Annotated in this window: 20 protein-coding genes and 1 pseudogene; 7 read left to right on the top strand and 14 right to left on the bottom strand. The window is 48.2% G+C overall.

The window, feature by feature from the left end; translation table 11 throughout:
* Positions 1 to 62 precede the first annotated feature (62 nt).
* From KV201_RS19820 to gspC, 12 genes are all read right to left on the bottom strand, one after another.
* Positions 63 to 824: a type II secretion system protein N gene (locus KV201_RS19820; RefSeq protein ID WP_011848170.1), complete on the bottom strand. Its 762-nt coding sequence runs from the start codon at positions 822 to 824 to the stop codon at positions 63 to 65.
* A gap of 14 nt (positions 825 to 838) precedes the next feature.
* Positions 839 to 1,315: a type II secretion system protein M gene (locus KV201_RS19825; RefSeq protein ID WP_006083638.1), complete on the bottom strand. Its 477-nt coding sequence runs from the start codon at positions 1,313 to 1,315 to the stop codon at positions 839 to 841.
* Between the two features lies 1 nt (position 1,316).
* Complete coding sequence (gene gspL, locus KV201_RS19830) at positions 1,317 to 2,504, bottom strand: type II secretion system protein GspL (RefSeq protein WP_226060333.1); 1,188 nt, start codon at positions 2,502 to 2,504, stop codon at positions 1,317 to 1,319.
* A 97-nt stretch (positions 2,505 to 2,601) separates the two neighbouring features.
* On the bottom strand, positions 2,602 to 3,600 hold the full coding sequence (gspK, locus tag KV201_RS19835; RefSeq protein WP_006083641.1) for a type II secretion system minor pseudopilin GspK: 999 nt from the start codon (positions 3,598 to 3,600) through the stop codon (positions 2,602 to 2,604).
* A complete protein-coding gene (gspJ, locus tag KV201_RS19840; RefSeq protein WP_226060335.1) occupies positions 3,597 to 4,370 on the bottom strand; it encodes a type II secretion system minor pseudopilin GspJ in 774 nt (257 codons plus the stop codon). The genes gspK and gspJ overlap by 4 nt, the downstream gene beginning before the upstream one ends.
* The gene (gspI, locus tag KV201_RS19845; RefSeq protein WP_006083643.1) at positions 4,351 to 4,719 is read right to left on the bottom strand and encodes a type II secretion system minor pseudopilin GspI; all 369 of its coding nucleotides are present in this window, start codon (positions 4,717 to 4,719) and stop codon (positions 4,351 to 4,353) included. Before gspI ends, gspJ begins: the two co-directional genes overlap by 20 nt.
* Entirely contained in the window at positions 4,706 to 5,281 is a 576-nt protein-coding gene (gene gspH / locus KV201_RS19850; protein ID WP_011848173.1) for a type II secretion system minor pseudopilin GspH, read from the bottom strand. The genes gspI and gspH overlap by 14 nt, the downstream gene beginning before the upstream one ends.
* 1 nt (position 5,282) lies before the next feature.
* On the bottom strand, positions 5,283 to 5,717 hold the full coding sequence (gene gspG / locus KV201_RS19855) for a type II secretion system major pseudopilin GspG (RefSeq protein ID WP_006083645.1): 435 nt from the start codon (positions 5,715 to 5,717) through the stop codon (positions 5,283 to 5,285).
* A gap of 62 nt (positions 5,718 to 5,779) precedes the next feature.
* Positions 5,780 to 7,003 carry a type II secretion system inner membrane protein GspF gene (gene gspF / locus KV201_RS19860; protein WP_006084929.1) on the bottom strand — a complete coding sequence of 408 codons (1,224 nt, stop codon included), beginning with the start codon at positions 7,001 to 7,003 and terminating at the stop codon, positions 5,780 to 5,782.
* 3 nt (positions 7,004 to 7,006) lie between these two features.
* Positions 7,007 to 8,572 (bottom strand): type II secretion system ATPase GspE, encoded by a 1,566-nt coding sequence (gene gspE / locus KV201_RS19865; RefSeq protein WP_006083647.1) that lies wholly within the window; start codon positions 8,570 to 8,572, stop codon positions 7,007 to 7,009.
* Entirely contained in the window at positions 8,565 to 10,679 is a 2,115-nt protein-coding gene (gene gspD / locus KV201_RS19870) for a type II secretion system secretin GspD (protein WP_107403221.1), read from the bottom strand. Before gspD ends, gspE begins: the two co-directional genes overlap by 8 nt.
* 24 nt (positions 10,680 to 10,703) lie before the next feature.
* Positions 10,704 to 11,633: a type II secretion system protein GspC gene (gspC, locus tag KV201_RS19875; RefSeq protein ID WP_226060337.1), complete on the bottom strand. Its 930-nt coding sequence runs from the start codon at positions 11,631 to 11,633 to the stop codon at positions 10,704 to 10,706.
* A 253-nt stretch (positions 11,634 to 11,886) separates the two neighbouring features.
* Between gspC and hslR the strand changes: the two genes are divergently transcribed.
* The 6 genes from hslR (at position 11,887) to KV201_RS19905 (ending at position 20,373) form a co-directional block, all read left to right on the top strand.
* Positions 11,887 to 12,285, top strand: coding sequence for a ribosome-associated heat shock protein Hsp15 (hslR, locus tag KV201_RS19880; RefSeq protein WP_006083650.1), 399 nt, complete (start codon positions 11,887 to 11,889; stop codon positions 12,283 to 12,285).
* 14 nt (positions 12,286 to 12,299) lie between these two features.
* Positions 12,300 to 13,160, top strand: a complete 861-nt coding sequence (gene hslO / locus KV201_RS19885; RefSeq protein ID WP_006084926.1) for an Hsp33 family molecular chaperone HslO — start codon at positions 12,300 to 12,302, stop codon at positions 13,158 to 13,160.
* Positions 13,161 to 13,371: 211 nt separating this feature from the next.
* A complete protein-coding gene (locus KV201_RS19890) occupies positions 13,372 to 14,913 on the top strand; it encodes a phosphoenolpyruvate carboxykinase (RefSeq protein WP_226060339.1) in 1,542 nt (513 codons plus the stop codon).
* 578 nt (positions 14,914 to 15,491) lie between these two features.
* Complete coding sequence (locus KV201_RS19895; RefSeq protein WP_226060340.1) at positions 15,492 to 16,742, top strand: dicarboxylate/amino acid:cation symporter; 1,251 nt, start codon at positions 15,492 to 15,494, stop codon at positions 16,740 to 16,742.
* Positions 16,743 to 17,008: 266 nt separating this feature from the next.
* Positions 17,009 to 18,178, top strand: a complete 1,170-nt coding sequence (locus tag KV201_RS19900) for an FUSC family protein (protein WP_226060341.1) — start codon at positions 17,009 to 17,011, stop codon at positions 18,176 to 18,178.
* A 143-nt stretch (positions 18,179 to 18,321) separates the two neighbouring features.
* On the top strand, positions 18,322 to 20,373 hold the full coding sequence (locus tag KV201_RS19905; protein WP_226060342.1) for a M14 family metallopeptidase: 2,052 nt from the start codon (positions 18,322 to 18,324) through the stop codon (positions 20,371 to 20,373).
* A 25-nt stretch (positions 20,374 to 20,398) separates the two neighbouring features.
* Here the strand turns inward: KV201_RS19905 and KV201_RS19910 are convergent, their stop codons facing one another.
* Positions 20,399 to 21,166, bottom strand: a complete 768-nt coding sequence (locus tag KV201_RS19910; RefSeq protein ID WP_226060344.1) for a bifunctional 2-polyprenyl-6-hydroxyphenol methylase/3-demethylubiquinol 3-O-methyltransferase UbiG — start codon at positions 21,164 to 21,166, stop codon at positions 20,399 to 20,401.
* A 285-nt stretch (positions 21,167 to 21,451) separates the two neighbouring features.
* Here KV201_RS19910 and KV201_RS19915 point away from each other — a divergent pair, with 285 nt between their 5' ends.
* Positions 21,452 to 22,237 carry a DUF4097 domain-containing protein gene (locus KV201_RS19915; protein ID WP_226060345.1) on the top strand — a complete coding sequence of 262 codons (786 nt, stop codon included), beginning with the start codon at positions 21,452 to 21,454 and terminating at the stop codon, positions 22,235 to 22,237.
* A gap of 674 nt (positions 22,238 to 22,911) precedes the next feature.
* Here KV201_RS19915 and KV201_RS19920 read toward each other — a convergent pair.
* A pseudogene (locus tag KV201_RS19920) lies at positions 22,912 to 23,498 on the bottom strand (IS3 family transposase); the annotation flags it as partial.

Consider the following 23,498-nt stretch of genomic DNA (forward strand, 5'->3'; position numbering starts at 1 on the left):
GCACCTAAGGTGCCTTCGTTTTCATTCATAATGCAGATCTATCATCGCGCGCTGAAACAGCACTATAACCCAGGAATACGACCCTGATATACCACGGGAAAATAACCGTCGCTGCCGCGTTTGCCTAGCATACCCAGTGACTTACGCATATCTTCTGGTTGCTCAGCCGTTTCTTTAATCTTAGCGGCTACTTTGACCATATTGCCTTCGTCTAACTGCAAGGTGCCGACGATGCCGAGCTGGTTTTTGGCTTCATCTGTGGCTAATTGCGCTTTGCCGTCTACGCAACTCAGGCCGAGTTCGATATTGCCTAGTGGATAGTTGCCAAACTGGTTTTTAACATTGGTTTGATTCAAAAACAGCTTACCAGACAACTGCTCGCACCAAGGTTTACCTTGCTCTAACGTCTCGACTAATAGGCTAACTTCACCGGATATTTCGGTTTTAAAGGGCAGTTTTGCATTGCCGAGTAAAAAGCTATCTGGCGCTTCGAAACGTAACCCCTGCGCACTTAAGCCGCCCATGGACCAAGAGATTAATCCTTTAGCGCTAACCGGCGTTGCACGGCTGCCCACTTGAAAATCAACTTTCACTTTACCTAACAACAAGGCCCAAGGGCTGAGATCCCAACGCACTTGTTCTAACTGGCGTTGCGGCATACTTAAGGTTTCTATGCTGCCAGACCAAATACTGCCGCTCACACCCGAAACACTGATATTTGCAGGTAATGGCGCTAACGCTATCGCAATCTTAGCGGGAAATAGAACGACTAAAAATACTAAATAAATCAGTACGCCTATGATGACTTTTTTTATCAAACTCACAGCTACACCTTAATTTATTGCGACAGTTGGATACGTCTAACTTTGACATAGCCAGGGGCATCGGCCTCTGCCAAATCAACACTTTCGAGTGAAAGTCCTTTTTTCTGCACTAACTCACTCAAATAACCTAACAAGGCATCAAAAGGAACATCGTCCATCCACACTTGGATCTTATCGCCTTGGGGCTGCATACGAGTAATCACTAACCCATAACTGCCCGCAGTTTGGTTAACCACTGAGCTTAAACTGCCCGACATAGTCGGTTTAGCACCGTTCTGCTTCAAACCCGCAATTTTATTCGCCGTTTGTTTTACATAGTTCAACGTCTGTTGCTGTGCAGTAAGGTTACGTAATGCATCGGCCTCGGCAGTGGCGATTGGTGTCCAAACACCCCAATAAAAAATACCTATGACTAAGAATACCGAACCAAAACCGACTAACTGCTGCTCGCGCGATGCGAGCCCTTGCCACCAAGTCCGCAAATTATCCATCTTATTTGCTCCTCAAGGTTAAGGTACTGGTGACTTGATCTTCACCGCTATTCATAGTGCCGCCGTCGAGTTGGAAACGACGTCCAACGATCTCTTTAAACTTCTCGATTTGCGCGTAGTTTTTCGCACTCACTTGCATGCGGATCTCGTTACGCGCGCTTTCGAATCTTAGGCTATTAGGTTTAAGTTCAGGCACTTGCTTAAAAGCATCCTGTAACCCATCGAGCATGGCAAAAAACTCGGCACCAGTGCCCTGTCCTTGCAATGCGCGTAATTGACTTTCCATCTGCGAACGCAGGTTAACAATGCGCGAATTTCCCGGCACCAGCTGCTGATAAATGGATTCGCTCTGGGCTTTAAGATCGGCAATCTGACCATTGACTTGATGTATGGTCAGCCCTTTATTCACCAAGGCCAGCACACAAGCGATGGCGATAACGATGGCAGCACTCTTCCACATCATCAACTGCTTGCTGTATTCGCGCTTAGGCGTGTAAACGCCGCCCAGTAAGTTCACTGGCGCATGCAAAATACCGCGGGCTAACACTAACATAGGCAGCTCGAGTGATTGTGGCTTAAGCTCAACACCTTCGAGTTGCATGTCGGTATAACTGGCGACAGACACTTCGCCCTGTGCGGGCCTAAGTTGTTCCAGCGCAATCGGTAACCAAGGCAAAGGTAAACTCTGGCCCGTGGCTAATCCGGTACGCAGTAATAGTTCATTACCAAAATTCATTGCCGCCCATTGGCACTCTTGCAATGGTAAGGCTAAGCAGTCGGGTACGATGCGCTTCACTTTTAAACCCGCCTCGGTCAAACAACTCAGCCAAGTCTGCATTTGCTCATGGGCCACGGCCACCACGCTTAAGGCATCACCATCACGCGGGCCGACGGTAAAATGCATGGCATCGACATCATCAGCTAGAGCTTCTTCGAGCATAAAGGGCAAGGCTTTCAAGGCTTGGCGTTGGCCTTTTTCGGGCAAATGCACGCTAGTGAGTGTCATTGCCGCGGCGGGCACTAACACATCGACGGGACGATTACCCGCACGCTCAGTTAAGGTCGACAAACCTTGGGCATTGGCGAGCTCGCCAGAGGCGATAATTTCCTGTTCTTGCTCAGACCAAACGAGCCAAGAGCATGCTTGCTCTGCTGTCCTGCCTAAGCGAATAAATAGCCGTTCACTCACAGTTTTTCTCCACCAGTCCCAGTCAAGAAAGCGTGACTGAGCTCGTTGCTATTATTTTTGGCCACCAACATCAAACCCTGACGGGTGAGCACTGCCATTATTTTTGGCCACCAAACTGACGGGTGAGCACTTCCATTTTGTTGCCGCCGCCCTTTTTGAGCACGCTTTCCATTCTAAACACAGCGTTATCGACTTTCGCCCCCGAGGCCAACAGAAAATATTGGCTATCGATGACAAAACTCGACTTCATGGCACCTTCCCACTTGATCGAGCCCATAGATGAGCTTTCATAAAAATCTTCGATTTTGGCAAAGCCATCGCCGGGGCGTTGGTTGATAATGCTTTCTGCTTCGCCGACCGAAATCTGATTATCGAGCATGCCAGCTAACAGTGCCGCTTGCTCAACTTCCACAGTATTGACGTTAAGCAATTGCCTGTCATTGCCAGGGATCACACAAACATAGGGCAAGAGTTTCAAATAGATATCTTGTGTGTATCCCATCACCGCACGTAACTCACTGCGATGATTCATCAGCGTATTGGCCGCACGGTAAGGCACATTTCGCGATTCATATTCAGCATCTTCGGCGCCGTAGGGGCTGGCCGTCATGTCTTCGTCGATATAATCCTTTAAGGTCTGAGTCAGGCGATCCGCACTAAAGTCGTCCATCCCTAAACTCACCAACAAGGCCTTATATTGCTTCGCCGCCAAGGGCAGCTTAGGTTGACCATTTTCCACCTCTTTCGTGGTCGCGGATAAGGCATTTAAGTTAAAACAGGCACGCATATCGGTGATCTTGCCCGCGATTTCACCATATTCAGCAGGAAACACCACATCGGCCATGGCCCAATATTGTTGCCTGTGGACTCGACCTTCAGAGTCATCTAAATCTTGTTTTAAAATCTTCTTCGCCAGTTCTTCGGCGGAAATTGCATACCAATAAGCTTGATCGTACTGGGCCAAGTTTAAGGTTCGGCGCATAGATAACTGATTACGGCCAGTGATGTTTGTCGCGATGATCACCACCATAGCCACAATCAAGAGCACGACGATCAGTGCAACGCCGCGCTGTTTAGACCGAGATTGGGTTCTCATTCGCGGCCCTCTGCATCAGGATCACCGTCTCCGGTATCGCCAGAATCAGGGTCACCAGAACCATTGCCTGTACCACTACCATCGTCGTTTTTATCTTTGTTAGCATCGTCCGGATTTTCGTCTTTATTATCATCATCCTTAGACTTTTCAGGTGCTGCAGCACCTAGCGGCAGCAAGAACTTACGTTGGATCTTGCCCAAGCCTTCAATCTCAATTTCCATGGCGATCGCTTTAGGCAACTTAGTCGCCTCGACTTTGCGCTCCCACTTGTCATCCATAAAGAAGGAATATTCCACCGACAATACTTTATCTATGACCACTGTCTTAATCGGCTCGGCACCAAATTCAGGCTCAGGATAAGGAAAATACCAACGCTCCAGTCGCCCTTCGTGCACCACATACGCCACAGACTGTAAGCTGCCCCGCGGTAATAAACCGTCGGGATTTAACCAACCTAAACGGTAAAACACTAAGGCTTCTGATTCCGAGTCTAAGATATCATTGCCCGTTTGGAAGACGGTCGAACCTCGACCCCCTTCGAGTAATCTGGGTGTACGCGCCACCATTTGGGCGAGATCACGCTCAATCGCACCAAAGCCTTGCTGCAGGGCTTTAAGCCGAGTAGAGAAAGTGCGCGTCACTTCATCGTTAGTCAGCACAGTGCTGAGCACGGCATTAGAAGCCAAACCTATCATGGCGAAAATCGCGATGGCGATCAGCATTTCTAGCAGGGTAAATCCCCGCTGCACACTAGTCAGTTTTAAGGACATAACTGCTCACTTGTGCTGCAATACGCTGATATCGTTCGTCTTCACTCACGCTTATGCGGATCATACGAAAATTATCGTCCGTGGTTTTCACCACTTCCTTACGCCAATACCAATCCTTTCCTGCAAGTTCGACTTGGCCTTCTTTTTTACCGATTTCAGGAAACTGCGGCTCGAGTCTGGCATCGACCATCTGATTATCGGCCACCCACTGTGCCAAAGTGCGCGATTCCAGAATCGGCATGTTGGCCATCTGCTCGCCCAAACTTTTAGTGATGGACACAGCCGCAATCGAAAACACGGCAAGTGCCACAATCACTTCGAGTAACGTCATGCCCTTAGCGCGTTTCATCGGGACGCCCTATGGTTAATCTGCCCAGCGCATCGCCGACCACTAACGCTTCGGCCTGCTGACCTTTGTCAGTTTTGGCGATAAACGTCAGCTCAAAAGCGCTCATTTCACCGCTCGGGAATAGCATGACCTGTGGCTCAGGATGTTTCTTCTTGTCATCGGCAGAGGGCTCAATCAGTGGTTCTTCAAACCAAGAATCGTCTTCTTCATCGTCTTGTACCAAAGGCAAACCATCGAGCACTAAGTTCATCACGACACCCGGCTCCATCTGCTTTTCAGACAAGAGCCTGTCTTTATCCAAAGGCTCCCACTTACCGTCTTTATAAAAAACAAACTGATAACTGGTTTTCTCAATCACAATACCAATAAATTGGCCACTCAAAACGGTCTCATCGAGCACCATTTCAGTGGCAGCGATAAACTGCCGCGCCGTTCTATCTAAGGCCTGTTGTGGGCCCGAGTTACCGATAGACATAGTCACGGCCGCTGCCGTGAGTCCCATCAACAAGATCACTAGCATCACCTCCATTAAGGTGAAACCAGCGTGGCGCAGCTTTAGCATCTTATTGGAAATTCTGTAAATTCCAGTTACCGATGTCATCTTCGGTACCTGGTTGACCATCTGGGCCTGCTGTGAATATATCTAGCTTGCCGTTTTCGCCAGGGCTTAACAGCAAGTACTTATTGCGCCATGGATCTTCTGGCAGACGTTTTACATAACCATCTTCACGGTAATTACGTGGCTCAGGCGAAATCGTTGGCTTTTGCACTAAGGCTTCTAAACCTTGCTCGGTCGTTGGGTAGATGCCGTTATCTAACTTGTACATATCTAAGGCATTTTCGAGTGCAACTATGTCAGATACCGCTTTTTGTTGGTCAGCTTTATCTTTGTTACCCATTAAGTTAGGCACCACCATAGAGGCTAAAATCCCTAAAATAACAATAACTACCATCACTTCGAGTAAGGTAAAACCTTGATGTTTCTTGTTCATTTGCATCGACTACTTCTCCTAAAAAATCCTATGCCAATCGACTTGGTCATAATCCATAAATTCAAAAATTAACCGCTAATCAAGTTATTCAAGGCTAAGATTGGCTGTAAAATCGCCATCACGATAAACAGCACCACACACGCCATACTCACCACCAGCATAGGTTCAAATACCCCCAGTGCTATGTTGACGTTACCCTCGAATTCCCTGTCTTGGTTATCGGCGGCGCGTTCTAACATTTGCTCAAGCTGACCACTCTTTTCGCCCGAGGCAATCATGTATAACATCATTGCCGGAAACAACTTAGTATTAGTCAATGCCGCACCTAGGCTAGTTCCTTCGCGAACCCGCGCAGTCGCATCATCCACTGCAGCCCGCACTCGCACATTCTGCAATACTTCACTGGCGATACGCATACCGTCGAGCAAAGGCACAGAGCTTGCGGATAAGATACTTAAGGTCCGTGCAAAACGTGCCGTATTTAAGCCCTTACTCACGCGGCCCACAACCGGCATACTCAATAAAAAATTGTCGTACTTCATTCGAAACGCAGGCGACTTTAACATGCGGCGAAAGAGTGCGAACAGCATCACTAGGGCGATAACGACAAACACACCATAGTTTTGTACAAAGTCAGAGGCCGAAATCAAGAAGCGTGTCGAAGCCGGTAACTCGGCGCCCATGTGTTCAAACTGTCCAACCACTTTTGGCACCACCGCCGCCAGCAGGATGGAAATCACCCCAATCGCTACTGTGGTCAATACCGCAGGATAAATCATGGCTTGAGTCAGCTTAGATTTAAGCTGTTGGCGTCGCTCGGTATAATCCGCCAACCGATTAAGCACTACTTCTAAATGACCGGATTTTTCACCCGAGGCCACCATAGCACGGTATAAATCATCGAAAATATGCGGAAATTCGGCCAAGGAATCGGCCAGACTGTAACCTTCAACCACCCGCGAACGTACCGCCATGATCATACTCGCAAGGCGATCTTTCTCGCATTGCTGACCAACGGCTTTAAGGGATTCTTCAATCGGTAAACCCGCGGCCACTAAGGTCGCGATTTGACGTGTGATCAAGGCTAATTCAGCGACCGAGATACCCCGTTTGAAAAACGAAAAGCTGCTGCTCTTAGCTTTGGCTTCTTTTTCGGAAACAGGCAGAATTTCCAAGGGCATCATGCGCTGATCGCGCAACTGGCTACGGGCGTGTCTGGCGGTATCCGCCTCGATTACGCCCTTAAGCTGCTTTCCCTTGGCATCCAGTGCCTTATATTCAAATGCTGGCATAAATTACTCCTCGCGAGTCACACGTAGCACTTCTTCGAGAGTGGTGATGCCCGCGAGCACTTTGCTCATGCCATCGTGACGAATGCTCGGCACAAACTGACGGATATACTTTTCGATAGCTAACTCACCGCGGCCGCCATGGATCAATTCGCGGACATTGTCGTCAACCAGCAATAACTCATGAATACCCGTTCGACCACGGTAGCCATTGTTACCACAGGATTTACAGCCATTGGCACGGAAAATACGTCTATCGTCATCGGCTGCTATGCCCAGTAACTCACGCTCACGTGCATCGGGCACGTGCTCGATTTTACATTTTGGACAAAGGGTACGGATCAAACGTTGCGCCAACACACCGAGCAAACTCGATGATACGAGGAATGGCTCAACGCCCATGTCTTGCAAACGCGTAATCGCGCCAGACGCTGTGTTGGTATGCAGGGTTGAAATTACCATGTGACCAGTGAGTGATGCTTGCACCGCAATTTGCGCGGTTTCGAGGTCACGGATCTCACCTATCATCACCACATCGGGATCTTGACGCAAAATTGCGCGCAGACCTCGGGCAAAGGTCATGTCAGCCTTAGTGTTAACTTGGGTTTGACCGATACCGTCTAGCTCGTATTCAATTGGGTCTTCCACGGTAAGAATGTTGGTGTCTTTTGAGTTGATCTCAGTCAGACCCGCATACAAGGTGGTACTTTTACCTGAACCCGTTGGGCCAGTGACCAGAATGATGCCGTGGGGGCGACGAATAAGATCTTCAAACTTAACCCGAATACCGTCGGTCATCCCCAATTGTTCTAAATCGAGGTTACCGGTATTTTTATCCAGTAGACGTAGCACGACGCGCTCGCCATGGCTCGATGGCATGGTCGATACCCGCACATCCACCGCTCGACCTGCGATACGCAGTGAAATACGGCCATCCTGTGGCACACGTTTTTCGGCGATATCGAGGCGCGCCATCACCTTAATCCGCGACACTAATAGCGACGACAACTTACGGTTTGGCTTGAGGACTTCCTTGAGCACACCATCGATGCGGAAACGCACCACCAGCTGTTTCTCGTAGGTTTCGATGTGGATATCCGACGCTTCTTCTTTAATCGCTTCAGATAACAAGGCATTAATCAGTTTGATGATAGGCGCGTCATCGTCACCTTCGAGCAAGTCTTCGGTCTGCGGCAGCTCTTCGGCAAGGGTGAATAAATCCATCTCGTTGCCGATGTCTTCCATCAACTGCTGCGCTTCAGACGAGTTCGCCTGATAGGCTTGAGTAAGTTTGGCCTCAAACTTCGCGACTTCGAGCTTAACCAAAGGCAAATCGACACCCGAATAACGCCGTGCTTCGAGCATGGCCGTTAACGGTGTTTTGCTGGTATAAAATAAGCTCAACTCGCCCGTTTCACCCGGCGCAAGCACCACATCGTGGCGATGGGCAAAGGCAAAGGGTAAACGCTCTTTACTGCTCGAACGAAACACCTCATCACCTTCAGCTTCCAGACCTAGCTCATTGGAGACTTGGCTGAGGTCATCGACTTGGGATAATTGTATTTCACTCATTGGTTTTATCTTTATTCTTGTTTTCTTCCAGTGACTTTAAGGTCGGATCCGTTTGGCGCATCTGGGCATCTAAACCTTTGCCTTCTTTATAACGCTCTAAAATCGCGTTAACTTCTGGCGGTAAATACTCTGATTGATTCCATTCTTCCAACACAGGCACTTTAGTATTTGGCATTAAGTTGACGCCACGTTCTTGCTGCTCAAGTTGTAATGCTCTGAAATAGTTATATTTGCGCCCAGCAATTCCTTCCATTGTGATGCCATCACGGATAATGGTTGGTTTGATGAAGATCATCAGGTTTTTCTTGGTCTTTTTGCTCGAAGAAGATTTAAACAAGTGGCCAATGATGGGGATATCACCCAAGAAAGGTACTTTTTGTATGCTTTCTTGCACTTCTTCGTTGATCAAACCACCCAGAACCACGATTTGACCTGAGTCAGCCATAACAGTGGTGGTTAAACGGCGAGTCGCAAAGGAAATATCCACACCAGTGTTACCGTTAACCCCTGACACTTCCTGTTCAATCGTCAGCTTAACCGCATTACCTTCGTTGATCTGTGGCACCACTTTCAGCTTAACACCAACCTCTTTACGTTCTACAGTTTGGAATGGGTTACTGTTACTCGAACTGGCGGTAGAGCCCGTCAGAATAGGCACTTCATCACCGACGATGAAAGACGCTTCTTGGTTATCTAAGGTGGTAATTGACGGTGTCGCCAGTACGTTTGAGTTTGTGTCACTCGACACGGCTTGGATCAGCGCGCCAAAGTCACCCATGGCCACACCCCATGCCATACCGTTCACTTTACCTAAAGCTTGGGCAAGTAGCGTCACATCGCCCTTCGTACTCGGGTTTTGACCTATCACCTGACCAGTACTCGGGTTAGTGATGAATGTGCCTTCTTTATCTTGTGCCTGCCATACACCAGCGCCAATCTCACCTATGGTTGGGCCTAAGTTATTAAACTGAGTACCGCCACCCGCTTGCGCAGCCCATTGCACCCCAAAACCAACGTTATCGCCTTCAGCAACTTCGACAATGATCGCTTCGACTAACACTTGAGCACGACGAATATCGAGCTGATTAATCACGCTCTCGATAGTCCGCATTTGATCGGGTTCGGCACTGATCACTAAAGCGTTGGTCTCAGCATGGGCCATAATATTGATTTCATTGCGGCGTTTACCACCTGCAGCTTGAGCGCTTGGATCTTTTTCGCCCTCTAATTTCTGGGCAAAACCTGTCAGCACTTCAACTAAATCTTCTGCTTTGGCATAACGTAAGTAACGCACCTTAGTGTTGCCTGTGCTGGCTTGCTCGGCATCAAGACGATGAATAAGCTCAACCACACGTTGGCGGCTCTTTTCGTCGCCGCTAACAACCACAGCGTTGATACGTTCGTCAGCAACCACTTTCGGCGCTTGGCCAGGCATTTGAGATTGGTTAGCCGTGGCGCGATAAAGGGTATCGATAATTCGTACCATTTCACCGGCGGAGGCGAACTCTAACGGCACCACTTGTACTGAGGTGTCGCCCTGCTTATCTACGCGGCGGACAATTTCAACTAACTTGTTCACCACAGCAGCACGACCAGACAACATCAAAACGTTGGAGGGATCGTAGTTCACTACGTTACCGCCACCCGCGTTATCATTTAATTGGCGTAACAGCGGAGCTAATTGCTTGGCCTCAGTGTTATACAGCGCCACGATACGCGTGACCATCTCATCGCCTATCCCAGGTTCTGCATCGTTAGCCACTCGGATTGCTGCAGTTTTGGCGTCTTTGTCTTTGATGACTTTGATGACGTTATTTTCCATCTCGACGATGGCATAACCGTAGACTTGTAAGACGTTGAGGAAAAACTGGTAATACTGTTCATCGTTAAGCAGATCATAACTGCGAACGTTGATTTTGCCGCGGATCGTCGGGTCGACTATGATGGTCTTGTTCAAGTTTTTACCAACTATGTTGATAAACTCTTGAATATCCGTGCCCTTAAAGTTGGCCGCATACTGTTCAGACCAAGCGAATTGGGAGGAGAACATGGCTGCACCCGCAACAATCCCTGCAATCAGCTTGCGTCGAATCCTTTTGTTATTCATTCTTTTTCTTTCCTCTAACGCGTGTTATTGCGGCAAACTAAACATGATTTCAACCAATTGTCCTTCCCGTTCAACCATAATTGATACTTCGGTTAACTCGGATAATTGGCTCATCATTTCTAACGCCTGACTCATTACGGTCAAGTCGTATCCATTAATCGATTTGGCTAAATCATTGGCTTTAAAACCCGCCTGCTTGAACAAATTGGCGTCTTTACCCGGATTCAAACGATAACCTGCCACTGAATCACCCTGTCTCACGGGTGAAATGGCAATGTAATCGGTGATCTTACTGGGGTCGGCTAACAATTCGGTGCGTGATTCGGCGAGTTCTTGGGAAATATCGGCATTGTTACGTTGATCAACACGGCTCACTGCCGAGCCAGCCTTATGACTCTTAGCTTGTTGTAGCTGCTGATTGGCTGGGCTTTGGCTGGTATACACTAAGCCATCGAGCATTAAGGTCTCGTAACGGCCAGCGTTAGTGATGATGATACGGTCGGCATAGACTTCTTTGAGTGATGCAGATGTGCCCTTGATTTTATCGCCGAGGCTGTAAGTATCTTGGCTGCCGTTTGACTCAATAATTGCGAGGCCTTTTTGGTCCGCTGTCGATGCGACAACCCCAGTCAGCTGAATAGAGAGTGTGGTCTTAGGTGCGTCAGTCACAGTCTCGACTGCTTCGACTTTAGGTTTATCAGATGTAGCATCCGCCTTACCAAAGAGTCCAAGCTGCTGCAGACCTGCGAGATCAACCTGACCGGCACCTTTGCCATTCACGCTTACGGGCGTTGGTGACCAAGCACTGACTGATGAGCTAGTAGGCACTAATTTCCATGTAATTTGCGCAGCTAACAACATGATCACAATAAAGCCCAACCAGAAGACGATCCGGCTTAGGGATTTATGGGGCATGCCAATGGCTTTTGCGATAACTTTATCTAATAAATCCATATTTTATGTGGACCCTCGATACAGGTCTCTGTTCTGATTATAATAATTAGGCAATAACCGCCTCATGCTAACCTAGGCTGCATTTGGCAACAAGCCCTTAACAGCATTCAAATTGGCGAAAATAGGCCAATTATGCTAACTTTGCCCGCCACAAAAGGGTGTGAAGCACGCCACCCTTTAACATAATAGAAATGCACTTCACGCATTTTCTTGCTCGGCATGTGAACTCATCGATCTTTTAGCTGGAGACACTATGACTCAAGGTCAAAGCGACAAAACAGACATTCGACTCGATAAGTGGCTTTGGGCTGCACGTTTCTATAAAACCCGTGCCATCGCCAAAGAAATGATTAACGGCGGCAAAGTACATTACAACGGCCAGCGCGCCAAATCTAGTAGGAATGCCGAGATAGGCGCCGTCCTTAAGATACGCCAAGGATATGACGATAAAGAGATCGTCATAAAAAAATTATCGCAATTACGCCAAAGTGGTGCGATTGCACAAGAATTGTACGAAGAAACCGCGACTAGTCTGGCTAAACGGGCCATTAATGCTGAGCAACGACGTCTCAACATGCTCAATAACCCGATACCCGATCAGAAACCAGATAAAAAGCAACGACGCCAGCTCATGCGCTTTAAAGACCTTTAACAGTGAGATACACGATGAACCAAGATACTTTACACCGCTACTTGTTCGACAATGCCGATGTACGTGGTGAACTGGTGCAGTTACAAGACAGCTATCAACAAGTGATCAGCGCCCAAGAATATCCAGCCGTACTGCAAGTATTACTGGGTGAATTAATGGCGGCCACCTCACTATTAACGGCGACATTGAAATTTAGCGGCGATATCAGCGTACAGTTACAGGGCAATGGTCCTGTTTCTTTAGCGGTGATCAACGGTAACAATCTACAAGAGTTACGCGGTGTGGCTCGCTGGAATGCAGAACTGGCCGATGATGCCAGCCTTACCGATCTTTTCGGTCAGGGCTATATGGTCATCACCTTAACACCCGACGAAGGTGAACGCTACCAAGGTGTGGTCGCACTCGACAAGCCAACGCTAGCGGCCTGTGTTGAAGAATACTTCAATCAATCTGAACAGTTACCAACAGGCATTTGGTTATTTGCCGACGGCAAACAAGCGGCGGGCATGTTCCTACAAATTCTGCCAAGCAAAGAAGATCACAACCCAGACTTCGAACACTTGAGCCAACTGACGTCGACTATCAAGGCCGAAGAGCTGTTCACACTCGACGCTGAAAGCGTGTTACATCGCCTATATCATCAGGAAGAAGTGCGCCTATTCGATCCTATCGATGTGAGCTTTAAGTGCACTTGCTCCCATGAACGCAGTGCCGGCGCGATCAAGACCTTAGATCAAGCGGAAATCGAAGCCATTCTCGCCGAAGACGGCAAGATCGAAATGGGCTGCGAATATTGCCACGCAAAATACATTTTTGATGCCATAGACGTAGCGGCATTATTTGCGAACGGTCAGACGTCAACGACCCAGCAATAATCGGTTAACCGGTTCATCAAAGCTAAACAATATGGGCGCCCGATTCGGCGCCCATTTTTTATTCATCCCCACAATCCCCTCACACATTGCACTCGGCTTAGGCTACAATCGCCTCACTTTATTACCTAGCAAAGCTTAGGTAATAAATAAAATAAAATCGGCAGACGATCGATAACAAAAATAACCTTACAAATCAAATGGAGACCTCACTATGGCGGATGGATTAAACCGCGTTCACTTTAACCCCTCAACAGCACAACTTGTCGAATTTGCCCTGCTACGCGGCGAAGGTGAATTGACAGCCAATGGCGCATTAGTCGCTAAAACAGGCGCTCGCAGTGGTCGCTCACCCGGCGATCGTTTTATCGTCAGAGAACCCAGTTCAGAAGCAGACATTGAATGGGGCCCAGTCAATCAAGCTTTCGACCCTGGTGCTTTTGAAGGTTTATGGGCACGGGTTGAAGCTTACCTAGCCGATAAAGAACTGTTTGTCTCTGATCTCGAAGTCGGTGCCGATACAGAGCATTACCAGCCAGTACGTGTGACCACGCAATACGCTTGGCACCAACTGTTCGCCCGCAATCTATTTATCATTCCTGAAGAATTTAATCGTAAAGACAAACCAGTGTGGCAGATCATCAATGCCCCTGACTTTGTTTGCGATCCAGCGCGTGATGGCACTAACTCAGATGCGACCGTGATTTTAAACTTCGCCGAACGCAAAGTGCTGCTCGCTGGCCTGAAATACGCTGGCGAAATGAAAAAGTCTATGTTCTCAGTGCAGAACTTCCTACTGCCAGCCCAAGGCGTGCTACCTATGCACTGCTCGGCCAACGTAGGTAAAGATGGCGACACTACGCTATTTTTCGGTTTATCTGGCACAGGTAAAACCACACTCTCTGCCGATCCAAAACGCTTCCTGATCGGTGACGATGAACACGGCTGGGCACCCGGCGGCGTATTCAATATCGAAGGCGGTTGCTACGCCAAATGTATCGATTTAAGCCAGAAGAATGAACCTGTTATTTGGGATGCGATTCGTTTCGGTACTGTGCTCGAAAACGTGGTAATGGACGAACACCGCGTACCCAACTATAAAGACAGCAGCCTAACGGAAAACACCCGCGCAGCCTATCCGCTGGAGCACATCGCCCAACGTAAAGAAGACAACTGCGGCGCCGAGCCACATGCCGTTGTGTTCTTAACCTGCGACGTGTCTGGCGTATTACCACCGGTTTCTATCCTGACCAAAGAACAAGCGGCATACCACTTCTTGTCTGGCTACACCGCTAAAGTGGGTTCGACTGAAATCGGCTCAACCTCAGCGATCCAATCGACCTTCTCAACGTGCTTCGGAGCACCTTTCTTCCCACGCCCTGCTGGCGTGTACGCTGAACTGTTGATGAAGCGCATTGAGTCCTTCGGTAGCCAAGTGTACTTAGTCAACACTGGCTGGACTGGCGGTCCACACGGTGTGGGTAAACGTTTTGACATCCCCACCACTCGCGCCATCGTCGATGCGATTGTCAGCGGTGAATTAAAAGATGTTGAAACCGTCCACTTAGACACATTGAACCTCGCCGTTCCTGTGGCAGTAAGTGGTGTAGACAGCAATTTACTCAACCCAATCAACACTTGGGGCGATAAAGCGCTATACGCCGAATATGCCCAGAAGCTGGCCGAAGCTTTCACTAAAAACTTCGCTAAATATCAAGTGTCAGACGCTATCCGCAACGCTGGTCCAAAGGCATAAGCGCTTAGCATTAAGCCATAGCCTTACTTGTAAAAAAGCGCCGACCCAGCAATGAGTCGGCGCTTTTTATTGTCGTGCCAAAGGCAAATACTTATTCTTGATGCTATTAAGATCCCACAGAGTCAATGCTGCACGACCATTTAAAGCTCAGCGACTCCCTCATTAAAGATGGATGGACGCTTAATATCTCCCAACGGCATCATTGCGACGGCAACTATATTGGTGGGCATCCGAATTAAATTTATATAGCAGATGTTGCAACAGCCCCAAAAATCACAATTCATCAATCTGGCAACTAAAATCGCACCATTAAATAAACTTTATTCATTTTTAAGCCAATAAATTTAAGTATTATTCATTTAATGTTGGCGTGATTTAGAATTTGGTTATTTTGAAACCAAGGTTGGTGATGTTTCACAATCCCCTGCTATGCAATTGTGGTACTTTAGCCGGACAAAAAAAGTGTCGGGCATTGGCTTTTAGCCTAGAGTAGGCCTTAATCACTAAGGTTTACGGCGTCTAGATTCAAATCGCCTATATGACACAAAATGCTGCGGCAACTGGGGAGTTTCGCAAGAATGAAGAGCAAGAGTTTATTAGGCAATATTGGTGTACAAGTGGTTATTGCCATGATTATCGGCGCGCTAGTCGGTTTTATCATGGGCGAAAGTGCAAGCGTGTTTGCACCACTCGGAACCATTTTTATCCATTTAATCAAAATGCTAGTGATACCACTGGTGTTAGTTTCTATCATCAGCGGCGCAGCAAGCTTAGGCGATAGCCCATCGGCAGGTAAGATAGGCATTGGCACTTTTGGCTTCTTTATCGTGACATCAGGCATCGCCGTAGTACTGGCGTTGGTGATGGGCAATCTGTTCCAACCGGGCGCGGGGGTTGATTTCACTGCCCATAGCAGCCCAGATTTGATGGAAGTGACTAAGGAACACGGCGCATTGCCAGGGGTTATGGATACCTTTATCGGCATGATCCCAACCAATGTGTTCGAATCGCTGAACGGCGGTAACATCTTACAAATCTTAGTCTTTAGTATCTTCTTCGGTATCGCGCTGACTAAGGTTAAAGGCGATGGCGCTAAGCCAATTTTAGCCGCACTCAACACTGTTGTTGACGCCTTTGTATGGATGATCAACTGCGTGATGGTGATTGCGCCTATCGGTGTATTTGGTTTGATGGCCGATTCTGTCGGCACCTTCGGTTTCGATGCCTTAGAAGTCGTATTTAAGTTATTCGCAGTGTTTGTGGCCGCAATTCTGATCTACGGTTTTATCTTCTTCCCATTGGTGGTGCAGCTCTTCTCAAGAGTGTCGGCGCGCCAGTTTATTTCGGCAATGAAGAAACCACAGGTGATGGCGTTATCGACCGCCTCGTCAATGGCGACGCTGCCGGTGAATATGGAAACCTGCGAAGAAGATCTTAAAGTCTCTAAAGCAACCACTGCCTTCGTGCTGCCGTTAGGCGCCACGATCAATATGAGCGGTAACGCGATTTATTATGGTTTAGTGGCCATGTTCTTCGCTCAAATGTATAACGTCGATTTGTCGATGACAGCCTATGCAGCCATCATCTTCACCTCAACCTTAGGCGCAATTGGCCAAGCGGGTGTGCCCGGTCCGTCTTTCTTAGTGGTGGCTGTGTTGTTAGCGGCTGGCATCCCTATCGATGGCTTACCTTTGCTGTTTGCCTTAGACAGAGTGTTTGACATGATCCGCACCGCACTTAATATTACTGGCGATGCGGCTTGTGCCTTGATCATGGATAAATACACAGAAGTTGACGTTAAAGCGGATAGCGAGCGCAGCTTAAGCTAGCGAAACAGTCACTCAAGGCTTCAAATATCGGCTTGAATAGGCAAGGCTTATTCAAGCTTTTTTATGCCCGATGTTGGATATACCGAACTCTATCCTACTGATTTATTATCACTTAATTGAAATTAATGTGATCTTGGCGGCGCCTTGGACTAAGCTCAAACGGCGCGGCCTCGCAATTCGTATTTCTTTATCTGCCAAGCCACACGGGCGCGACGTCTTTCTGCGATAATGGCTTGGCTATCATCAGCCCAAAGGAGTGTTGCATTATGTCCGTCTTTGCCCCTGCAAGCCCTTTTGCCGACTTTATCTATCGCCATTTCCGCGCCATTCATGCCCTTAAACTTGGCCTCGCCTTGCTGATTGCCGTCACCATTAATGCCATTTGGTCGCCGCCACATTTTATTTGGAGCATGGTGACGATCGTGATCATTATGATGAGCCTGCCACAGGTGGGTGGTGCGATTGAAAAGTCCCTGCAACGGGCGGTAGGCACTTGTTTAGGTTCTGCTTATGGCGTGATGTTAGTCGCCACTATCGACAGTTATTGGCTGATTATGGGGCTACTGATCTTAGCCGTCAGCTTGATTTGTTTTATCTCAGCGGGACGCTACAGCTACGCCTATCTCGTGGCAGGATTTACCATCATCATAGTGGTCGGCGATGCAAATCACGACACCTCCGAGGCACTGTGGCGCACGGCCAATATACTTTCTGGCTGCGTGATCGCTATTTTGGTCTCGCTGTTTATTTTCCCGATCAAAGCCAAACAAGATTGGCGCTCTCAACTCATTCATGCCATCGACAATATGGCCGAAGTACTCGCCCAGCATCTTAAAGCGCCCGCTAATCACGACCTCGATTTTCGCGCTAAACTCGAAGCCGCAATGAAAGCCGTACTCACCCAGAAGAAGCTGTTTTTCTCCTTAGAATGGGAAAGTAAAACCCTCAAAAAACACAAAGTACTGCTGTCGCAACTTGCTAATAAACAAGTGCGCCTAATCACCTTGCTCGAACTCTTGCCCTCAACCCGCTGGCAGGAAGAAGACAAAGACGCCTATCTGCAGATTAATGCGGTTGCCTCTGAGCTCGCCTTCTATTTACAACAGCTTGCAGAGTTTGTGGCGGGTAAAGCCCAACAATTACCGACCTTGCCAGAATGCTTAGAACAAGAGTTACAACACAGACTCCAGCTTGCGCTAGCCTCAGCCCCTATAACATCGACAATCGAGACATCAACAACCACGGCATCAACAACCGATTCAAATGCCGCCGCAACCGACGGCGAAGTCCCGCAGGGATTTGCGCTCACAGGATATAGCTGGCTTATTTATCAGCTCGCCATTGCCGTCGAAGCGCTTTACGAAGACATCGCCATTATCGAAATTGCCTATAACAAGCAGCCCGCATCGCAGATAACGTCCGGCAAAGCGGATTAGCCTGTTATGTCATTCAGGGTTTTATACCAATCGTATTAACCCTCCGCCTGAATGCCAGATAAACCCTTGACCGCCCTTGCGTTAACGGGGCGTTTAATGAAAAGATACCGTCCTAATAAAAATTAGATATATGGACTCTTTTCATGCGCTTATTTTCCCTCTCCGTTATCGCCATTGCCTGCCTTTCTGCGGGCAGTCTCTACTCAGTCGATGCTGTTGCCAACGATGCAAAAACCTTAGCTCAAGCATCTACTGATTTGCCAACCCCAATGCCAGTCGCTGCAACGCAAACCGTCACCGACAAAACGCCAGCTGAAACCCCAGTAGCAACAGCGCCACAGGATGTAAGTCCAGCTGCGAATACCCAAGCAACCGAACCCGCTGCGACTGTCGCAACCGATGCCACTGCTGTAGCGCCAGAGGCTCAGCCCGCGCCGATCCCTGAGCGAGCCAACACCTTTGTCAACGATGCCATTTTACCGCCGAGTATCACTTGGCATGGCGCCAGCGAATCGCTCATGTTGAGTGTCGATAACGAGTGGGCGACGCCCTTTGAGCAAAGCAATGGCATTGAAAGTCCGAGCTACGAGGCCACTATCGCTTGGCTCGACAAACTTGCAGGCGAGACCAATAAATTACAAAAGGTGAGTCTAGGTAAGAGCCCACAGGGGCGCGATATTTGGATGTATATCGCCAGCAGTGAAGGCATTAATGAGTCGGCGCGCCTCAAGCAAAACACTAAGCCAACGGTTTTAGTGCAAGCAGGGATTCATGCCGGAGAAATCGACGGTAAAGATGCCGGCATGATGCTGCTACGCGACATCATTAAGGGCGATAAAAGCGCCCTGCTGGATAAAGCCAACCTCTTGTTTGTGCCTATGTTTAGTGTCGATGCCCATGAGCGCAGCGGCGAATTTAATCGTGTGAATCAACGTGGCCCAGTGAATATGGGCTGGCGCACTACCGCAAATAATCTCAACCTTAACCGCGATTATGCCAAGGCCGATACCTTAGAAATGCAGCACATGCTGCGCGCAATCAACGTGTGGCAGCCAGACTTGTATATCGACGTGCATGTCACCGACGGCATCGATTACCAATACGATGTCACCTTTGGTTATAACCTCGCCCAAGGATTAAGCCCAGCCAGTTACCGCTGGCTCGAAAACAACTACAGACCCGCAGTTGAAGCAACATTAACCGAGCAAGGCCATATTCCCGGCCCGCTGATTTTTGCCGTGGATAATGCCGATATCACCAAAGGTATGTCGTTGTGGAATCCAAGTCCGCGCTTCTCTAACGGTTATGGCGATGCGCGCCATTTACCCACTATTTTGATTGAAAACCATAGCTTAAAACCCTTTAAACAAAGAGTGCTCGGCACCTATGTGATGCTGGAGCAAACCCTCAAAACCGTGGGCGAACAGGCGACTAAACTGAAGAGTGCGATTCAGGAAGATAAATACCGCGCTTCGCCGTTGATCACCCTAACGTGGAAATCGGCACCGCTGGCAAAAGGTTGGGACTTTAAGGGCATCGACTATCAACTCGAAAAGAGCCCCATCAGTGGCACTGAGGTGGTGCGTTGGAACGGTCAACCTAAGCTGTACCCAAATCTGCCTGTGCTCGCTGAGACTGTGCCCGATATTAAAGTTACTCGTCCGAGTGCTTACTATATTCCAGCGCAATGGACGCAGGTGATTGATCGCCTGAACATACACGGCATTCGCATGACGCGCCTGACCAAACCGACAGAGCTTAAATTACAGCAATACAAACTCAGTAATCCCGTGTTTAACACTAAGGATTTTGAGGGCCATCAAACGGTCAAAGCCGAGTCAGAGTTGACGAAAGTCAGCACCACTCTGCCCGCTGGCACCATTAAAATCAGCACAGATCAACCGCTGGGCGATCTGGCGATTTTACTGCTGGAGCCACAATCGCCAGACTCATTACTACAATGGGGTTTCTTTAATCCTATCTTCACCCGCACTGAATACATTGAAGATTATGCGGTTGAGCCGCTGGCGGCCAATATGCTAAAAGATGATCCTAAGCTGCAGGCTGAGTTCGACAAGGCACTGACCAACGCCGAATTTGCCGCCGATCCCGAGGCACGCCTGCGCTGGTTCTATGAACGCAGCCCTTACTACGATAACCGTTACCTTAAGTATCCGGTTTACCGTAGTCGTTAATCCTCGCCATCACAAACGGCTAGCATTACGCAGGCTTACGAGCACTAATGCTATACACTAAGGGCACATTCTGCCCTTGGTGTGTTAACACATAACGACCATCGGCTTGGGCTTCGAGCCCTTCGAAACAGTTGTACGGGCTGAAATCAAATTCGTGGAAGAACTCCAACACTAAGCCCGCCTGCAATAACGCATTGATCACTTCAGATAAACTGTGTGACCAACACATTAAGGTTTGCTGATCATCACCGGTATTTTCGGTATAGGTGCCTTCCTGCTCTATGTCTGGCTCACCCCGATTAAAATAGCTGTAACCATCGAACAACTGCTGCGCCGGATGAAACTCGGCCATGTAAAACTGTCCGCCGGGTTTTAAACAAGCAGCAACCGTCTGCGCCCACAGGGTTAAATCTGGCAGCCACACAATGGCACCATAGGACGTAAAAACAATATCTTGCGGCTCAACCTTGCTCGCCACACTGTAAACATCGCTACAAATAAACTCGGCGGACAACTGTGTCTGCTGCGCCAGCTTTTGTGCTTCATCAATCGACACCTCAGACAAATCGACGCCCAGCACTTTAGCGCCCATGCGCGCCCACGACAGAGTATCTAAGCCAAAATGGCATTGCAGATGCAGCAAGCTTTTACCAGCCACATCAAGCTCGCTCAGCTCGATTTCCCGTAATGAAGTATTCCCACGCAGGAAGCCCGCCACATCGTAAAAATCCGAGGTTAAATGCACCCGAGTGCGCGCATCCCAAGCTGTCTTGTTCGTCGTTAAATAATCCATTTGCATCCCTTCTTATGTTTTTTGTATTTTCTGTATTGTCTGTATGTTTGCCCAGCCAGACCTATGAGGCTCAAGCTAACTTAATAAATGAGCAATTTCACTAATCTATGAGTAAATCCCTCATTCGGCGGACATGTCCGCACAGCCAAGCGCGGACACTTTTATTTTAAATCATTGATTATAAATGAAACTTAAAATTGGCATGGGCTGTGCAACGTCTTATCCATCGCAAGACGACTCAGCGCTCACACAAATAACGAGTGCCAGATAAACAAGGAAGCTAACATGTCACTACGCCCATTTATATTCACCCTCGCTTTTATATTGGTGTTTACCGCAGGGGTATCGCTCACTGGCTGCATTATTAATGTCAACGCCGCTGGCATGCCCGATTTAGACCACCAGCAACGCGAACTCACCCTCGATAGCCAAGACTTGCAAGGCCTGATTGCCGAGACTGGCGCAGGCAGCCTCGAAATTATCGGTGTCGAAGGCCTAACCCAAATTAAACTCGTCGCCGACATCTATAGCAATAAGGACAGTAACGACGACAGCAAACTCATTCTCACCCTTGAGAAAAAGGCCAACAAGGCCAAGCTCAAAGCCGATTTTGAACAAAGCGGTTTTAATAATTACTCACCCTATATCGACCTAAAACTGCAAGTGCCTGCGAATTTAGCACTGGATATCGATGACGGCTCAGGTGCCATTTTGATCAGCAAGATGACAGCAGATATCAATGTTAAAGACGGTTCAGGCGAACTCATCATCAACGGCGGTAACAATGTCAGCATTGATGATGGCTCTGGTGACATTGAAGTCAGTCAAATCAACGGCAACCTCACGATTGACGATGGCTCTGGCGCAATCAAGGTGACCGATGTTCGCGGCAATATCGCCATCGATGACGGTTCAGGCAACATCGAAGTTGCCAATGTGCAGAGTCCAGTGACCATCACAGATGGCTCAGGCGACATTAATGTCTTTAACACTAAAGGATTAACGATTCTTGCGGCAGGTTCTGGTGATGTGAAATTTAACAAAATCGACGGCCCAGTAAGCATGGAATAACGCGCCGTTTTACCACCCTACACCCAAAGGTCTTACCTACTTCCCGGCGTAGAGACTGATGTTGCAACGGTTCCCAGCCAAAATGTCAGTCTTCTACCCACCCTTTTAAGCTTGTGCCCGACTTATGCATTTATGCCACTAACCCCTTGTAGTGGCATCTTTTTTTGCGTCTGAGACTTTCTCAGGCTCAATACAGGTAAGCCTTTGGTAACGTTTTACCTATGTGTCCTTTCGGAGCAAAGTTTGACTATGGATGTCTCGATAAACTCGCTCGGTGAGCCAGTACTAGTTTCGGTAATGGTTCGAGGGGCTAATCGGCGGCAACATGGCTTCTTGCAGTTGTATTCCCTAATTGCCTGCCGCAGGCTTTCGCACTGTTACACCAGTGACTCGCCGTAAATACGTCCCTGTAGGCTCTACTAAAACATCCATGTTTTAGAAGGTCACTGGTGCAACAATGCTTGATTTGGTGGAACCATTGATAGCCGAATAATGCCTGTCTTGACTTTTGATAGTTTAGATATGGAGGCTATTCAATCCTTACATAGCCAAATTTAACAATGGGTGTCTCGATAAACTGTTAAAGGTGAAGGCTACTACCCAGTTAAACTAATAGTGCCGTAATAAATATTACGGCCGAAAATACCAAGCGTTTAGTATCAATCTTGTAGTGGTCAAGTAAAATTGGCCACGGTTTTAGAGTCATTCCAATATAAACGTTCTGACTCATTTGGCGTTAACCCACCATTATATTGATGGGGTCTTGTCTCACTGTAATATCCAGTGATGTAATTTGTGATCTCTTTATCTGCTTCTGTAACATTCCCATAACCACTTGCGGGTATCCACTCAGATTTCAAACTTCTAAAGAAACGCTCCATTGGTGCGTTATCCCAACAATTCCCGCGACGACTCATACTTTGCTCAATCTGAAGACGCCATATTAATTGTCTGAATTTCAAGCTCGTGTAATGTGAACCTTGATCGCTGCGATATATCACATTCTCAGGCTTACCCCTTAACTCAAATGCCATTTTCAAAGCTTTACAGGTCAGCGCACTATCTGGTGATAATGACAAAGCCCATCCAACAGGTTTGCGGGAAAATAAGTCTAAAACAACGGCTAGATAGGCCCAGCGATTACCGACCTAAACATACGTCACGTCGCCACACCACACTTGATCTGGTTGAGTTACTGCAAACTGTCGATTAAGCGTATTGGGGATTGCAACATGCTCTTGTGTCGCTTTCCGATAAGAAT

The organism is Shewanella sp. SR1, assembly GCF_020447145.1.
Classification (GTDB): domain Bacteria; phylum Pseudomonadota; class Gammaproteobacteria; order Enterobacterales; family Shewanellaceae; genus Shewanella; species Shewanella baltica.